This is a genomic window from Pseudomonas sp. WS 5410 (assembly GCF_012985645.1).
Taxonomy (GTDB): Bacteria; Pseudomonadota; Gammaproteobacteria; order Pseudomonadales; family Pseudomonadaceae; genus Aquipseudomonas; species Aquipseudomonas shahriarae.
Genome location: NZ_JAAQWS010000002.1, coordinates 356,980 through 372,278, shown reverse-complemented (window position 1 = coordinate 372,278; position 15,299 = coordinate 356,980). Strand labels below are relative to the sequence as shown.

19 protein-coding genes are annotated in these 15,299 nt (G+C 60.3%); 6 read left to right on the top strand and 13 right to left on the bottom strand.

Annotated features, from left to right (window positions below; all coding sequences use genetic code 11):
- Positions 1 to 7: 7 nt before the first annotated feature.
- Positions 8 to 190: a CPXCG motif-containing cysteine-rich protein gene (locus HBO24_RS05225; RefSeq protein ID WP_057438139.1), complete on the bottom strand. Its 183-nt coding sequence runs from the start codon at positions 188 to 190 to the stop codon at positions 8 to 10.
- Positions 191 to 334: 144 nt separating this feature from the next.
- Between HBO24_RS05225 and HBO24_RS05220 the strand changes: the two genes are divergently transcribed.
- Positions 335 to 1,498: a 1-acyl-sn-glycerol-3-phosphate acyltransferase gene (locus HBO24_RS05220; RefSeq protein WP_170059366.1), complete on the top strand. Its 1,164-nt coding sequence runs from the start codon at positions 335 to 337 to the stop codon at positions 1,496 to 1,498.
- A 128-nt stretch (positions 1,499 to 1,626) separates the two neighbouring features.
- Here HBO24_RS05220 and HBO24_RS05215 read toward each other — a convergent pair whose 3' ends face one another.
- On the bottom strand, positions 1,627 to 1,884 hold the full coding sequence (locus HBO24_RS05215; RefSeq protein WP_170059365.1) for a hypothetical protein: 258 nt from the start codon (positions 1,882 to 1,884) through the stop codon (positions 1,627 to 1,629).
- A 183-nt stretch (positions 1,885 to 2,067) separates the two neighbouring features.
- Between HBO24_RS05215 and HBO24_RS05210 the strand changes: the two genes are divergently transcribed.
- Positions 2,068 to 2,277: a hypothetical protein gene (locus HBO24_RS05210; protein ID WP_170044058.1), complete on the top strand. Its 210-nt coding sequence runs from the start codon at positions 2,068 to 2,070 to the stop codon at positions 2,275 to 2,277.
- 57 nt (positions 2,278 to 2,334) lie between these two features.
- Here the strand turns inward: HBO24_RS05210 and HBO24_RS05205 are convergent, their stop codons facing one another.
- The gene (locus HBO24_RS05205; protein ID WP_029291738.1) at positions 2,335 to 2,922 is read right to left on the bottom strand and encodes a YajG family lipoprotein; all 588 of its coding nucleotides are present in this window, start codon (positions 2,920 to 2,922) and stop codon (positions 2,335 to 2,337) included.
- Between the two features lie 170 nt (positions 2,923 to 3,092).
- On the opposite strand from HBO24_RS05205, the gene HBO24_RS05200 reads away from it, so the two are divergent.
- Both HBO24_RS05200 and mqo read left to right on the top strand, forming a co-directional pair.
- Positions 3,093 to 3,329: a hypothetical protein gene (locus tag HBO24_RS05200; protein WP_057438133.1), complete on the top strand. Its 237-nt coding sequence runs from the start codon at positions 3,093 to 3,095 to the stop codon at positions 3,327 to 3,329.
- Positions 3,330 to 4,062: 733 nt separating this feature from the next.
- On the top strand, positions 4,063 to 5,571 hold the full coding sequence (gene mqo, locus HBO24_RS05195; protein ID WP_170044057.1) for a malate dehydrogenase (quinone): 1,509 nt from the start codon (positions 4,063 to 4,065) through the stop codon (positions 5,569 to 5,571).
- Between the two features lie 103 nt (positions 5,572 to 5,674).
- Here the strand turns inward: mqo and HBO24_RS05190 are convergent, their stop codons facing one another.
- The 3 genes from HBO24_RS05190 to HBO24_RS05180 all read right to left on the bottom strand — a co-directional run bounded on the left by HBO24_RS05190 (position 5,675) and on the right by HBO24_RS05180 (position 7,195).
- On the bottom strand, positions 5,675 to 5,962 hold the full coding sequence (locus tag HBO24_RS05190; protein ID WP_057438129.1) for a PA4642 family protein: 288 nt from the start codon (positions 5,960 to 5,962) through the stop codon (positions 5,675 to 5,677).
- A gap of 204 nt (positions 5,963 to 6,166) precedes the next feature.
- Positions 6,167 to 6,634 (bottom strand): WbuC family cupin fold metalloprotein, encoded by a 468-nt coding sequence (locus HBO24_RS05185; RefSeq protein ID WP_057438127.1) that lies wholly within the window; start codon positions 6,632 to 6,634, stop codon positions 6,167 to 6,169.
- A 3-nt stretch (positions 6,635 to 6,637) separates the two neighbouring features.
- On the bottom strand, positions 6,638 to 7,195 hold the full coding sequence (locus tag HBO24_RS05180) for a hypoxanthine-guanine phosphoribosyltransferase (protein WP_057438125.1): 558 nt from the start codon (positions 7,193 to 7,195) through the stop codon (positions 6,638 to 6,640).
- A gap of 163 nt (positions 7,196 to 7,358) precedes the next feature.
- Between HBO24_RS05180 and upp the strand changes: the two genes are divergently transcribed.
- Together upp and HBO24_RS05170 are read left to right on the top strand one after the other, a co-directional pair.
- Positions 7,359 to 7,997: a uracil phosphoribosyltransferase gene (upp, locus tag HBO24_RS05175; RefSeq protein ID WP_029291751.1), complete on the top strand. Its 639-nt coding sequence runs from the start codon at positions 7,359 to 7,361 to the stop codon at positions 7,995 to 7,997.
- Positions 7,998 to 7,999: 2 nt separating this feature from the next.
- Entirely contained in the window at positions 8,000 to 9,274 is a 1,275-nt protein-coding gene (locus tag HBO24_RS05170) for a uracil-xanthine permease family protein (protein WP_057958466.1), read from the top strand.
- Between the two features lie 130 nt (positions 9,275 to 9,404).
- Here the strand turns inward: HBO24_RS05170 and hisC are convergent, their stop codons facing one another.
- The 7 genes from hisC to HBO24_RS05135 form a co-directional block, all read right to left on the bottom strand.
- On the bottom strand, positions 9,405 to 10,457 hold the full coding sequence (hisC, locus tag HBO24_RS05165) for a histidinol-phosphate transaminase (RefSeq protein WP_057438123.1): 1,053 nt from the start codon (positions 10,455 to 10,457) through the stop codon (positions 9,405 to 9,407).
- Positions 10,458 to 10,460: 3 nt separating this feature from the next.
- Positions 10,461 to 11,777 (bottom strand): histidinol dehydrogenase, encoded by a 1,317-nt coding sequence (gene hisD / locus HBO24_RS05160; protein WP_003188601.1) that lies wholly within the window; start codon positions 11,775 to 11,777, stop codon positions 10,461 to 10,463.
- A gap of 127 nt (positions 11,778 to 11,904) precedes the next feature.
- On the bottom strand, positions 11,905 to 12,540 hold the full coding sequence (hisG, locus tag HBO24_RS05155; RefSeq protein ID WP_003188599.1) for an ATP phosphoribosyltransferase: 636 nt from the start codon (positions 12,538 to 12,540) through the stop codon (positions 11,905 to 11,907).
- Between the two features lie 156 nt (positions 12,541 to 12,696).
- Positions 12,697 to 13,962, bottom strand: coding sequence for a UDP-N-acetylglucosamine 1-carboxyvinyltransferase (gene murA, locus HBO24_RS05150; RefSeq protein ID WP_057438121.1), 1,266 nt, complete (start codon positions 13,960 to 13,962; stop codon positions 12,697 to 12,699).
- A 23-nt stretch (positions 13,963 to 13,985) separates the two neighbouring features.
- Positions 13,986 to 14,225 (bottom strand): BolA family protein, encoded by a 240-nt coding sequence (locus HBO24_RS05145; RefSeq protein WP_170059364.1) that lies wholly within the window; start codon positions 14,223 to 14,225, stop codon positions 13,986 to 13,988.
- Between the two features lie 114 nt (positions 14,226 to 14,339).
- Positions 14,340 to 14,645, bottom strand: coding sequence for an STAS domain-containing protein (locus tag HBO24_RS05140; protein ID WP_057958465.1), 306 nt, complete (start codon positions 14,643 to 14,645; stop codon positions 14,340 to 14,342).
- The gene (locus HBO24_RS05135; RefSeq protein WP_057438117.1) at positions 14,642 to 15,295 is read right to left on the bottom strand and encodes an ABC transporter substrate-binding protein; all 654 of its coding nucleotides are present in this window, start codon (positions 15,293 to 15,295) and stop codon (positions 14,642 to 14,644) included. The genes HBO24_RS05140 and HBO24_RS05135 overlap by 4 nt, the downstream gene beginning before the upstream one ends.
- Positions 15,296 to 15,299: the final 4 nt, after the last annotated feature.

Here is a 15,299-nt window from a genome sequence, read left to right as displayed (position 1 = left end):
CCCCCCCTTATTCATTCTCGCTGCGCACTTCGAGCATCCATTCCTCGCCGTGGACCTGCAGGTAGAAATTGATCGGCCGACAGCACACCTGGCAGTCCTCTATATAGTTCTGGTCACCGCCGGACAAATCCACAGATGTCTCGACCTCTTCACCACAATAAGGACAATCGTACAGCGCAGGTTCTAGCATCGCGGTCTCTCCCAGGTGACTTGTGCGTATAATCGCCGGTCTATTTGCAGGGCTTTTTCGTTTGATGCCATTTGTTCAGACCTGCCCTGTCACTTATCGATCCAAACCTTTACTTACCCTAGCCGTTTCTAACAAGAGAGCATGATGGGCGAATTCGATACCATCCGACCTTACAACGACAGCGAAGTCCCGGCAGTGCTGGCCCGGCTGTTCAGTGACAAGGCCTTTCTGGACATCCTGACCCACTTTCGCTTCCCGCGCTTTGCCGGCGCCTTCGGCTGGCTGCTCAAGCCGCTGATCGCCCAGAAGCTGCGCCGTGAGTTCGCCGGTGTGACCACCGTCGCCACCTTGCAGGACAAAGTCGAGTTTTACGTCGACCACACCATCGACCGGGCGACCGACGGCGTCACCTATACCGGGGTCGAACAGCTCAAGTCCGGTACGGCCTATGTTTTCCTGGCCAACCACCGCGATATCGTGATGGACCCGGCCTTCGTCAACTATGCGGTGTACCACGCCGGCCTGCCAACACCACGCATTGCCATCGGTGACAACCTGCTGCAGAAGCCGTTCGTCAGCGATCTGATGCGCCTGAACAAGAGTTTTATCGTACATCGTTCCATTACCGGGAGACGCGAGAAGATGGCGGCGTACCAACTGCTGTCGGCCTACATCAACCATTCGATCCGCAACGACTGCCAGTCGATCTGGATTGCCCAGGCCGAAGGCCGCGCCAAGGATGGGGATGATCGCACTGAGTCGGCGATCCTCAAGATGTTCCATATGAGCCGCAAGGATGAGCCGTTTGCTGACGTCATCCTGTCGCTGAACCTGACGCCGGTGTCCATCAGCTACGAATACGACCCGTGCGACGCGGCCAAGGCGCGCGAGCTGTATATCCGCGCCACCACCGGCACCTACGCCAAGGCGCCAGGTGAAGATGACGTGAGCATTGCCCTGGGCATCACGGGCTACAAGGGCCGGGTCCACGTCAACTTCGCGCCGCCGATTGTCGAGCGTTTTGAAGACACCAAACAGTTGGCCATCGAGATGGACCGACAGATTCTGGGGGGCTACCGGTTATTTCCCGTGCATTACCTGGCCTACGCACAATGGAGCGACGCCGACCCGCAATTGCAGGTGCCGACGGCTGCCGAGGTGTTCCCGGCGGACGAGTTGGCCAAGGCGAAAGCAGAGTGGGAGCGACGCTTGAATGCCTGCCCGGTGGAGCACCGACCGTATCTGGTGCTGCAATATGCGATGCCGGTGCGTAATCAGTATCGGGTTAAAGCAGGGATTGTCCTGTAACCCAATAGCGTGAACAACACAATGTGGGAGCGGGCTTGCCCGCGATAGTGGTGGGTCAGTTGATAACTATTTGACTGACACACCGCTATCGCGAGCAAGCCCGCTCCCACAGTGGTTTTGGGGTATTTTTACAATTGAGTGCTGAGCCAGGAGATCACTAGCGCCAGCCCGACACAGGCAAACCCGAGGCGGTAGCCCAGGCGATGACGGCGCTCGGTACGCACATCCAGAAACAGCATCGGCTGGTCGATCGCCCGCTCTTCACTTTGCGCGGCAAGTTGGGCCATCGCCCGCTGCTCCCGCAGGCGGGTCACAAACAGCAGCCCGGCGCCGGGGCAGGCAATCAACAATGCAGCGGTATTTAGCAGTAATGCCGGCAGCGACATCAAAAACCTCGGTGTAACAGTGACCGGGTATCCATCCAGATACAAACCTGAACGAACTGCGCCCTCCTGCGCATCACAGCTCCCTCCCCCATTGACGACTAATGTATCGAGTAATTTACAGCGTCACCTGAACGTCACCTTAACAAGCCACTCTGTTGCCCTTCGCACACAAGGGAGCTTGTCATGTTGCACGCGCAGAACCAGGATCGGCTGTATCTGATCGCCCCCAGCGATGAGCAAGAGGCGCTGGTCGGCGGCCTGGCGTTCAATGTCCAGGACCGGCACTGGCTGGTGTATTGCGCCCTCGGCGGGCACCAACATGCCGACCTGCCGGAGATGGACCTGCTGACAGGCGTGAGTGTGCTGGACTTTTATGTCGAAACGGCGGCATGAAGAGCGCAGACACAAAAAAGCCGGGCCCGTGACGGGGCCCGGCTTTTTTACAGCTGATTATTGCGAGCTGAGGATCTGGCCGATGCTTGGATCCTTGAACAGACGCGTCAGGGCGTCACTCAACACGTCGCTGACCAGCTTGGTGTTGGTTTCCTGGTTCGGCGCCATGCCGAAGCGCTGGTCCAGGGACGCACCGTAACGGCCACTGTAGCGACGGTTGCCGGCCGACACATCAGAGCGGAAGGTCGCACCGATGGTGGCTTCGGTCACGTACAGGCCTTCCTTGGGCGACTGATACTTCAGCTCGGCCAGGGTCACGGTCAGTTGCGGCGCGCCAGGCGAGTTGCTGGTCGGGGTGAAGCCCAGCAGGCGCACAGCCGCTTCGGCCTGGGCTTGCAGCTTGGGCAGCACGTCGGCGCCGGTCACCGTGATGGCGCTGGTTTCCGGGTACAGGCCACCGCGGGTGCCCAGGGTCGGCGACGGACGACCGTCAACCACCCGCACCGAGACCGGCTGGCCATGGCCTACAGGCGCCAGCTGGGTGGTGAGCTTGGGTTGCGGGCTGAGTTGCTGCGGGCTGTGGGCGCAGCCAACCAGGGTCAAGCTGGTCACAGTGATCAAACCGAACAACAGGCGTTGCAACATGCTTTTCTCTCCAGAAATCAGGTACCGACAGCCGAGCAGTATAGCGGTGCGCCGCTGCCGGGAACTAGCGTCAGTTACAACCTCAGACACAGGCCCGCCGGCGGCGGTTCAGTGTCACCGATATGTCATGCTGGGCTGGCATGCTTGGCCCCATTATCAGGAGGCCCACCATGTTCGACTTTCTCTGGCGCTTATTCGCACGCAAGCCCGCCTTTCGACACTTTGCCCTGCTCGACGCGCAAGGTCGTTGCCAGGCATTCAAGCACTGCAGCCAGCCACCGGTGGGTGAAGGCTGGGTCGAAGTCGAGGAGATCCGCTTGAGCTGGATGCACCAGCCACTGCCCGCCCGCGCCCGCATCAGCCCGCGCCGCGCACGGTCATCACACCGCCTGCCGTTGACCGCCTGACCGAAGCGCTAATAAAAGTCATAAAACACGTCCATTTCCCTGCAGTTCTTCGCTACAATCTCCCCCCGATTATAAGGACGTCTCCTGATCGGGCCTCGCAGCATCGCTAATGCTCCGGTATTAGCTCCCCCGCACCGCCCACAGAGAGCCGCCCACACAGATCGAGTGAAGCTGGCGAGCTGGCTGTTTTGTCTGCAAACCTGCGCCTTTACCGAATCTGCCAGAGCTGCCATTGCGCTCGGCCACTTGAGTTGTTTGCCCGTTATGCCGCGTGTCGGCAGTGATTTCGGGCCAGGTGCCAGGCTGGGGCAGCCCTTTTTTGAGGTTCACGTCTTCAAAAGAGCGTGAAAAAAACGGGTTTTCACAACTTCACAAGAGTGTGGCGAGCAAATGAATAGTTTTGCGTTTGTACAAGCACCATCAACGTCTGGCACTGCCCAACCACACAGGACCGAGTACTCCTCAAAAACCGGAGCTTGAAGCCTGTCCGCTACGGATTTGGTTGCACGATCGGACGTACTTGACCATAAGTCGAATTGCCACAGGGGCCCTTAAATGCGTTCATATGCAGATAAGGCCTGGTCGGCAGCGTCCGCTGAAGTTGCAAAAAAATTGCGAAGAATCGGACATGGCGATCCTGGCCATGGGTAACCTGGGGCATTACGTGAACCGCCCCGTCACTCCTGGCAGCCATGCCGTCAATTTGGTGCTGCAGATTTTGGAGACGCGTTAAATGGCGCATAACGAAGCAGTCGACGTAGTACTGGTAGGTGCGGGCATCATGAGTGCCACCCTCGCCGTACTGCTCAAGGAGCTCGACCCCGGCCTCAAGCTGGAAGTCGTTGAGCTGATGGATTCGGGTGCCGCGGAGAGTTCCAACCCGTGGAACAATGCCGGTACCGGTCACGCCGGGCTGTGCGAGCTGAACTACACCCCGCAGGCGGGTGACGGCTCCATCGACATCAAGAAAGCCGTGCACATCAACACCCAGTTTGAAGTGTCGAAGCAGTTCTGGGCGTATCTGACCAAAAAAGGCACCTTTGGCTCGTCCAAGTCCTTTATCAGCCCAGTGCCGCACCTGAGCTTCGTGCAGGGCGAAAAAGGCGTGTCGTTCCTCAAGAAACGCTTTGAAACCCTCAGCCAGCACCACGCGTTCTCGGACATGCACTACACCGAAGACCGTGCAGAAATGGCCGAGTGGATGCCGCTGATGATGCCGGGCCGCCCGGCCGACGAGAAAATCGCCGCGACCCGCGTAATGAACGGTACCGACGTCAACTTCGGCGCCCTGACCAACCAATTGCTCGCGCACCTGAGCAGCTCGGCAGATGCCCACGTCAAGTACAGCAAGCGCGTTACCGGCCTCAAGCGCAATGGCGCCGGCTGGACCGTGAGCATCAAGGACGTCAACAGCGGCAACACGCGCAATGTCGACGCCAAGTTCGTGTTCCTCGGCGCCGGCGGCGCGGCCCTGCCGCTGCTGCAAGCCTCGGGTATTGAAGAAAGCAAAGGTTTCGGCGGCTTCCCGGTCAGCGGCCAGTGGCTGCGTTGCGACAACCCGGAAGTGGTCAAGCTGCACCAGGCCAAGGTCTACAGCCAGGCCGCCGTGGGTTCGCCGCCGATGTCGGTGCCGCACCTGGACACCCGCGTGGTGGATGGCAAGAAATCCCTGCTGTTCGGGCCATACGCTGGCTTCACCACCAAGTTCCTCAAGTTCGGCTCGTTCCTTGACCTGCCCATGTCGATTCGCCTCGGCAATATCGGCCCGATGCTGGCCGTGGCCCGAGACAACATGGACCTGACCAAGTACCTGGTCAGCGAAGTGATGCAGTCCATGGAGCAGCGCCTGGAATCCCTGCGCCGCTTCTATCCCGAAGCCAAAGCCGAGGACTGGCGCCTGGAAGTGGCTGGTCAACGGGTGCAGATCATCAAGAAAGACCCGAAGAAAGGCGGCGTGCTGCAGTTCGGTACCGAGTTGGTCGCGGCCAAAGACGGTTCGCTGGCGGCACTACTAGGTGCGTCCCCAGGGGCTTCGGTGACTGTTTCGATCATGCTGGAACTGATCGAACGCTGCTTCCCGGCCCAGGCGGCCGGCGAGTGGGCGGCCAAGTTGCAGGAAATTTTCCCGGCCCGGGAAAAAGTCCTGGAAACCGATGCCGAGCTGTATCGCAAGATCAGCGTGCAGAACAACATCAGCCTGGAGTTGGTTGAGCAAGATAGCGAGGCCGAAAGCTACGCTTGAGGTCGTGACGCGTAGCGTCACCGGATGCATTCCCACGCAGAGCGTGGGAACGATCGCCCCGCTCTCGTGCTGAGAACGGGGCGTTTTTTTATGTCCTGGCTATTCAGCCGCGAGCGATTTTGATCAGCTCGATGTACTCGTCCGCGTTGCGCTGGTCCTTGATCAGATCGACGAAGGTCTGGCCATGCTCGTCCTTGCCGTCGAGGTCCAGCCCGGCTTCCTTGAAAAAGCTCAGGAACCGCTCGAAATCGTCGATGCGCAGGCCGCGATAGGCTTTGATCAGCTTGTGCAGGGACGGTGAAGTGGCGTCGACCGGTTCAAAATCCAGGAACAGCTTGATCTGATCGTCGCCGATCTCGTCACCAATCACTTGTTTCTTATCTTTACGCATTGCCGACTCCAGCCTGCAGACATGTACACGGGGGTAGAAGTCTACCTGCGGGACACAAGGTTCGGAAGCCACGAAGCTCTAATGTGGGAGCGGGCTTGCCCGCGATGGCGGTGGGTCAGTCGAACATATCTAACCTGCCACTCCGCTATCGCGGGCAAGCCCGCTCCCACACAAACCCCACCCACCTTTTTTCCGCTGCCAGGTTCAATCGAACTGGGCAAGCATCCAGCGATGATACTCAGCCATGCCGGCTTCGCCTTCCCGGGGTGCCCAGGTCGCCAGTTCGCCCTCGCCCACCGGGCGATAAGGGCCTGCCTTGCACTCGAACATCACCGTGTCTGGCTCAAGCACCACCAGACCGTGGAAAACCCCTGGCGACAGATCAACGCCCTGGCAATCGCCACCGGCCTGCAAGATGCGCCGCTCCAGAACCGCGCCAGACTCGCTGAAAATCAAAATACCCAGGCGCCCCTTGAGTACCAGCAGGGTCTCGGCCTTGTCAGCGGTGAGATGACGATGGGGCTGCACATAGGTGTGTGGCTGCAAACCGACAGCCATGCGATGGCACGGCTCTTCCATCTGGTGGAAGTTGACGTTCTGCCGGCCACGGGGGTTGGCGGCGGCTTTCTCGGCCAATTCGGCAAACAGCGACTGATCAAGAAAACGCGCCACGACTTACATCCCCTTCACAGCAAAGATGCCATTGGCATTGCGCCAGTAGCCTTTGTAATCCATGCCGTAACCGAAGATGTAGCGGTCGATGCACGGCAGGCCGACGTAATTGGCCTTCAGGTCCGGGCGGGCCTTGCGGTCGTGGTCTTTGTCGATCAGCACGGCGGTGTGCACGTTGCGCGCGCCGGCGTGTTTGCAGAAGTCGACAATCGCGCCCAGGGTGTGACCTTCGTCGAGGATGTCGTCGATGATCAAGACGTCGCGGTCGATGAACGACACTTCCGGCTTGGCTTTCCAGAACAGGTCGCCGCCACTGGTTTCATTGCGATAGCGCGTGGCGTGTAGGTAGGACGCTTCCAGCGGGAATTGCAGATGCGTCAGCAATTTGCCGGCGAAAATAAGACCGCCGTTCATCACACAGAACACCACCGGGTTGGTTTCAGCCATTTCACGGGTGATGTGCGCGCCGACCTTGGCGATAGCCTCTTCGACTTGTGCTTCGGTGTACAGGCAGTCAGCCTCGCGCATGATTTGACGGATATGCTCGAGATCAGCGGACATGGCGCTCTCCAGGGGTACTGTGGCAAGAAAAGCGGGCGAAGGTACGCCTCTGGGACGCAACGTTCAAGCCTTTATGGACTAACGTACTGGTTGTCTATAGGACAACACCCTCGGATAGATTAATCTAGGCCGGTTTTTTTGCCCGCCGCCGGAGCCTTTCCCCATGCCCATCCGTGAGATCCGCCACCCGCTGATCCGACACAAGCTCGGCCTTATGCGCCGCGCCGACATTAGCACGAAGAACTTCCGTGAGCTTGCTCAGGAAGTCGGAGCGTTGCTCACCTACGAAGCCACCAAAGATTTACCCCTGGAAAACTACGAGATCCCCGGTTGGTGCGGTCCCGTCCAGGTCGAGAAAATCGCTGGCAAGAAAATTACCGTGGTGCCGATCCTGCGCGCCGGTATCGGCATGCTTGAAGGCGTGCTGAGCCTGATCCCGGGCGCCAAGGTCAGCGCTGTGGGCGTAGCCCGCAACGAAGAAACCCTGCAGGCCCACACCTACCTGGAAAAACTCGTCCCCGAGATCGACGAGCGCCTGGCGATGATCATCGACCCGATGCTGGCCACCGGTAGCTCCATGGTCGCTACCATCGACCTGCTGAAGAAAGCCGGTTGCAAGGATATCCGCGCCATGGTGCTGGTAGCGGCACCCGAAGGTATCGCCGCCGTAGAAAAAGCTCACCCGGATGTAGTGATCTACACCGCGTCCATTGATGAGCGCCTGAACGAGCACGGCTACATCATTCCGGGCCTGGGCGATGCTGGCGACAAGATCTTCGGCACCAAGCAGAAGGACGCGTGAACATGCAGGATGAATTCAACGACCCGCTTTGGCGCCAGATCCTGTCTGGCGCACAAATGCTCTTCGTAGCATTTGGCGCGCTGGTGTTGATGCCGCTGATCACAGGTCTTGATCCAAACGTTGCACTGTTTACCGCAGGCCTTGGCACGTTGTTGTTCCAGATTGTCACCGGGCGCCAAGTGCCGGTGTTCCTGGCATCGAGCTTTGCGTTTATCACCCCAATCATTCTCGCCAAGGGCCAGTTCGGCCTCGCGGCGACCATGGGCGGGGTGATGGCGGCGGGCTTCGTCTACACCTTCCTCGGCCTCGCCGTGAAGATCAAGGGCACCGGTTTCATCGACCGGCTGCTGCCGCCCGTGGTGATCGGGCCGGTGATCATCTCCATCGGCCTGGCCATGGCGCCGATTGCCGCGAACATGGCAATGGGCAAGTCGGGCGACGGTGCCGAGTTGATCCCTTACCAGACGGCAATGCTGATCTCGATGCCGGCGCTGCTGACCACGCTGATCGTGGCCGTGTTCGGCAAGGGCATTTTCCGCCTGGTGCCGATCATTGCCGGGGTGCTGGTGGGTTTTGGCATGTCGTTCTACTTCGGCGTGGTCGACACCGCGAAGATCGCCGCCGCACCGTGGTTTGCCCTGCCCCACTTCACCGCGCCGGAATTCAACTGGCAGGCGATTCTGTTCATCGTCCCGGTGGCCCTGGCCCCAGCCATTGAACACATCGGCGGCGTGATTGCCGTGGGTAGCGTGACCGGTCGTGACTACCTGAAAAAGCCCGGCCTGCATCGCACGCTGTTGGGCGACGGTATCGCCACTACCACGGCTGGCCTGTTCGGCGGCCCGCCCAACACCACTTACGCCGAAGTGACCGGCGCGGTGATGCTGACCAAGAACTACAACCCGAAGATCATGACCTGGGCGGCGGTATTTGCCATCACCCTGGCCTTTGTCGGTAAGTTCGGCGCGCTGCTGCAGAGCATTCCGGTGCCGGTGATGGGCGGGATTCTGTGCCTGTTGTTCGGCTCGATTGCCGCGGTGGGGATGAACACCCTGATCCGTCACAAGATCGACCTGGGGGAGGCGCGCAATCTAGTGATTGTGTCGGTGACCCTGGTGTTCGGGATTGGCGGTGTGCTGATCGGCACCGGTACCGGTCCCGATGATTTCGGCCTGAAGGGCATCGCCCTGTGCGCCGTGGTAGCGATTGGTTTGAACCTGCTGCTGCCGGGCAATGATGGCTGGAAGCACAAGAAGCCGGACGAGCCGTTGCTCTAAAGGCTACGGAGTGTCGGTGTAGCTGATGGCCTCATCGCGGGCAAGCCCGGCTCCCACATTGGAATGCATTTCCATGTGGGAGCCGGGCTTGCCCGCGATGCGGCCCGTCCAGCCCATATAGATTCAAGCCTTAAAGATCACCCAAACCATCAATCAACGCCTGGTTCTGCTCAGGTGTCCCGATGCTGATCCGCAGGAACTGGGCAATCCGCTCCTGCTTGAAGTGCCGCACAATCACCCCTTGCTCCCGCAACTTGGCCGCCAGGCCGGCCGCGTCGTGCCGTGGGTGGCGGGCAAAGATGAAGTTGGCCGCTGACGGCAACACCTCAAAGCCCTTCTCTCGCAACTGCGCCACAAGCGTCTCGCGGCTATCGATCACCAGTTGGCAGGTCTTCTCGAAGTATTCACGGTCTTCGAAGGCCGCCGCCGCGCCGACAATCGCCAGGCGATCCAGTGGATAGGAGTTGAAGCTGTTCTTGACCCGCTCCAGCGCCTCGATCAGGTCCGGGTGGCCCACCGCCAGGCCTACCCGCAAACCGGCCAGTGAGCGCGATTTGGAGAGGGTCTGGGTCACCAGCAGGTTGGGGTAGCGATCCACCAGGCTGATGGCCGTTTCGCCGCCGAAGTCGATATAGGCTTCATCGACCACCACCACCGAATCCGGGCTGGCCTTGAGGAGCTGCTCCACCGCGTCCAGCGCCATCACGCAGCCGGTCGGCGCGTTCGGGTTGGGGAAGATGATCCCGCCGTTAGGCTTGGCGTAGTCCGCCACGCGGATCTGGAACTGCTCATCCAGCGGCACCGGGGCCGAGGTGATGCCATACAGCCCGCAGTACACCGGGTAGAAGCTGTAGCTGATGTCCGGGAACAGCAGTGGCAGGTCGTGCTGGAACAGACCGTGGAAGATATGCGCCAGGACTTCGTCGGAACCGTTACCGAGGAATACCTTGCTCCCATCCACCCCGTAGTACTTGGCCACGGCCTGCTTGAGCAGGTCGCTGTTGGGGTCGGGGTACAAACGCAGGTTGTCGTTCAACTCGGCCTGCATCGCTGCCAGCGCCTTGGGCGACGGGCCGTAGGGGTTTTCATTGGTGTTGAGCTTGACCAGCTTGGTCAGCTTCGGCTGCTCGCCGGGCACGTAAGGCACGAGGTCCTTGACGAAAGGGCTCCAGAATTTGCTCATGTCTTACTCTCCCTTGACGATGCGGTATTCGGCGCTGCGGGCGTGCGCGCTCAACGATTCACCACGGGCCAGCACCGAGGCGGTCTTGCCCAGCTCGGAAGCACCTTGTGGCGAGCAAAAGATGATCGATGAGCGCTTCTGGAAGTCATACACCCCCAGCGGCGACGAGAATCGCGCAGTGCCGGAGGTCGGCAACACGTGGTTGGGGCCCGCGCAGTAGTCGCCCAGGGCTTCGCTGGTGTGGCGGCCCATGAAGATCGCACCGGCGTGACGAATCGACGGCAGCCAGGCCTGTGGGTCGGCCACCGACAGTTCCAAATGCTCGGGGGCGATGCGGTTGGCCACTTCGATGGCCTGCTCCATGTCACGCACCAGGATCAACGCACCCCGGCCATTGATCGACTTCTCGATAATCTCGGCACGCTCCATGGTCGGCAGCAGCTTATTGATGCTCGCCGCCACCTTGTCGAGGAACTCGGCGTCGGGGCTGACCAGGATCGCCTGGGCGTCTTCGTCGTGCTCGGCCTGGGAGAACAGGTCCATGGCAATCCAGTCAGGATCGGTCTGGCCGTCACACACCACGAGGATTTCCGAGGGGCCAGCGATCATGTCGATACCGACCTGGCCAAACACATGGCGCTTGGCAGTGGCAACGTAGATGTTGCCGGGGCCGACCACCTTGTCGACTTTCGGCACGCTTTCGGTGCCATAGGCCAACGCGGCGACGGCCTGGGCCCCCCCGATGGTGAACACGCGGTCAACGCCGGCGATGCAGGCAGCGGCCAGCACCAGTTCGTTGATTTCACCGCGCGGGGTCGGGACCACCATGACCACCTCGGTCACGCCCGCCACTTTGGCGGGAATGGCATTCATCAGCACCGACGACGGGTATGAAGCCTTGCCGCCCGGCACGTACAGGCCGGCGCGGTCCAGCGGTGTGACTTTCTGGCCCAGCACCGTGCCATCGGCTTCGGTGTAGCTCCAGGAGTCCTGTTTCTGTTTTTCGTGGTAGCTGCGCACCCGCGCCGCTGCGACTTCCAGGGCTTCGCGCTGCGGCGCGGTGATGCGCGTCAGGGCCAGTTCCAGGCGTTCGCGGGGCAGGATCAGGTCGGCCATGGACTTGACGTCCAGGCCGTCGAACTGGCGGGTAAAGTCCACCAGCGCCGCATCGCCGCGCTCGCGCACGGCCTTGATGATGTCGAGCACCCGCTGGTTGACCGAGTCGTCAGACACACTTTCCCAGCTCAGCAGATGATCCAGATGATGGGCGAAATCCGGGTCGGCAGCGTTGAGTCGGGCAATTGCAGTGGACGTGGTCATAGCGAGGGCCTCAATAGAATTGGCAAAAACTCAGGCGCCCTAAACTAGCAGTCGTTTCCGCTTGGGCACCTGAGAATTCTGGCTATGAGGCGGATAGACGGGCGCGACCTAGGGCCGCGCAGGTGAGTCAACCGCGGTGTCGAGACTCCACTGCCTTGCGCAGGGTGTCGATCAACGCCTGGATCCGGGCGTGTTGCATTTTCATCGAAGCTTTGTTGACGATCAGGCGAGAGCTGATGTCAGCGATAAAGTCCTGGGGTTCCAGGCCATTGGCGCGCAGGGTGTTGCCGGTGTCGACCACGTCGATGATCTTGTCGGCCAGGCCGATCAGCGGCGCCAGCTCCATCGAGCCGTAGAGCTTGATGATATCGACCTGACGGCCTTGCTCGGCGTAATAACGCTTGGCGACGTTGACGAACTTGGTGGCTACCCGCAGGCGGCCTTTTGGCTCGACGTCACCGACACGGCCGGCGGTCATCAGCTTGCACAGGGCGATACGCAGGTCCAGCGGCTCGTACAGGCCCTGGCCGCCGTATTCCATCAGCACGTCTTTGCCGGCGACACCGAGGTCGGCGGCGCCATGTTCAACGTAGGTTGGCACGTCGGTAGCACGCACGATCAACAGGCGAACGTCGTCCTGGGTCGTGGGGATGATCAGCTTGCGGCTCTTGTCCGGATTCTCGGTCGGCACGATGCCCGCTTCAGCCAGAAGCGGCAAAGTATCGTCAAGGATGCGGCCCTTGGACAGTGCGATGGTCAACATGGGAAACGTCAATCCTTCATCAGGCTATTGCTGTCCGGTCGCAAATGGCGCCAGACACAGATCGAGGCCATTACAGCCTCGATTTGAAACAAATTCAGCCGAGGCGTGCCTGTGCACACCTCGGGCGGGCGCTTCCCTGCGCCCGAGCAGTGGGGGTTAGCCCGGTACGCGGCGGATTTTCGCGCCGAGCATCTGCAGTTTTTCTTCGATGCACTCGTAGCCACGGTCTATGTGGTAGATGCGATCGATCAGGGTGTCGCCGTCAGCGCACAACGCCGAGATCACCAGGCTGGCCGAAGCCCGCAGGTCGGTGGCCATCACTGGCGCGCCCTTGAGCTGCTCGATACCGGTGACGATGGCAGTGTTGCCTTCGACCTGGATCTTGGCGCCCATGCGGTGCAGTTCGTACACGTGCATGAAGCGGTTTTCGAAGATGGTCTCGATGACCGCACCAGTGCCCTCGGCAATCGCGTTCAGGGAAATGAACTGCGCCTGCATGTCGGTCGGGAACGCCGGGTACGGAGCAGTACGCACGTTGACGGCTTTTGGCCGCTTGCCGTGCATGTCCAGCTCGATCCAGTCTTCGCCGGTGGTGATTTCGGCACCGGCTTCGCGCAGCTTTTCCAGGACCGCTTCGAGGATGGTCGGATCGGTGTCCTTGACCTTGACGCGACCACCGGTCACGGCAGCCGCAACCAGGTAGGTACCGGTCTCGATACGGTCCGGCATCACTTTGTAGGTGGCCGAGTGCAGGCGTTTCACACCGTCGATGGTGATGGTGTCGGTGCCGGCGCCAGTGATGTTGGCACCCATGGCGATCAGGAAGTTGGCCAGGTCGACCACTTCCGGCTCGCGCGCGGCGTTTTGCAGGACGCTGCGGCCATTGGCCAGGGCAGCGGCCATCATGATGTTCTCGGTACCGGTCACGCTGACGGTATCAAAGAAGAAGTTTGCACCACGCAGGCCGCCTTCCGGCGCCTTGGCCTTGATGTAGCCACCTTCGACGTCGATGGTCGCACCCATGGCTTCAAGACCACGGATGTGCAGGTCCACCGGACGCGAACCAATGGCGCAACCGCCAGGCAGAGCCACTTCGGCTTCGCCGAAACGGGCAACCATCGGGCCCAGTACCAGGATCGAGGCACGCATGGTTTTCACCAGTTCGTACGGTGCGATCAGGGTCTTGATGGTGCGCGGGTCGATTTCGACCGACAGCTTCTCGTCGATCACCGGCTCAATGCCCATGCGACCGAACAGCTCGATCATGGTGGTGATGTCGTGCAGGTGCGGCAGGTTGGCTACGGTAACCGGGCCATCGCACAGCAAGGTGGCGGCCAGGATCGGCAAGGCCGAGTTTTTAGCCCCGGAGATACGGATTTCGCCATCAAGACGGGCACCGCCGGTAATAATCAATTTATCCATAAGAATCTCGACGCCTTGGGGGCTCAGGTGCGCTCGGCCCAGGCCGCGCGGCTGAAAAATTTCATAGTGACCGCATGGATGCTGCCATCGGTGATCCACGGGTTCAAATGGGCATAGATCTGCTGCTGACGCTTGATCGGGCTCAATGCCGCCAGTTCATCGCTAATCACGTTCAGCTGGAAATTGCAGCCTTCGCCTTCAACTGCAACCTCAGTATTCGGCAGCTTTCCTTCAAGGAAGCTTTTAACTTCTAGGGCCTGCATGCTCAACCTCTATCGGCGCCCAGTGCGCGCGGGTCGCACATCATACAAAAAAGCCCCGCGCCTGCGAACCCCGCATAGCAGGACTCTGACGGGGGGCTTCTTCAATAATGTGTATTAAGGATGCGCCAACAGCTCGGCCAGACCGCAAACCTGGGCAATTTCACGCATATCCTCGGGTAATGCGCGAATACTGACAGGTTTGTTGACCGCCGCGGCGTCACGTAGGAAACACAAGAGCAATGACAAGCCAACACTGCTGGACTTCACCACCGCCGAGCAATCGAGGACCAATGCCGGCGCAGTGCTGGCATTGATCAGTGCCTGGCCCTGCTTACGCAGGGCCGGCCCGGTGCTGTAGTCGAGCACGCCACTGAGGAGCAGCTCGCCGGCCTGGCCTTGACGAACAGCCGACTCAGTCATGGGGCCTGCTTCTCTGCAGCTTCTTCGGTCACTTCCTTGGCCTTGGCCACTTCGCCAGCCCAGCCATCAATGGTCTTGTCCAGGTTGTTGCCATTGCGCTGCATGGCATCGGCGAACTGATCACGGAACAGCTTGCCGATGTTGATGCCGTTGATGATCACGTTGCGCACTTTCCATTCGCCGTTGATTTTCTCAAGGGTGTAGGAAACCGGATAGATCGAGCCATTGTTGCCCTTGACCTGCATATCCACGCTGGTGCGGTTGCCAGACTCATCCTTGGCCGGGGAAACGACGATACCCTGGTTGTTGTATTCCAGCAGGGCGTTGCCGTAGAACTGCATCAGGCTGCGCTTGAAGTTTTCCTGGAAGCGCTGCATCTGCGCAGGCGTAGCTTTACGCGAATACTTGACGGTCATGATGCTGCGCGAGATGCCGTCAGCGTCGACCACCGGGCCCACGATACCGTTGAGGGCATCGTAGAACGCGCTCGGGCTCTGCTTGTACTGCTCCTTGTTCGCGGCAAGGTCAGCCAGCAGCTCTTTGGTGGTTCTATCAATAATGTCGTGCGCCGAAGGTGCCGCCACGGCGTTAGCCATCAATGGCAAGGCTGCCAACAGCACCAACAGGCCACGTCGCAAGGTTGAGATCATGAAC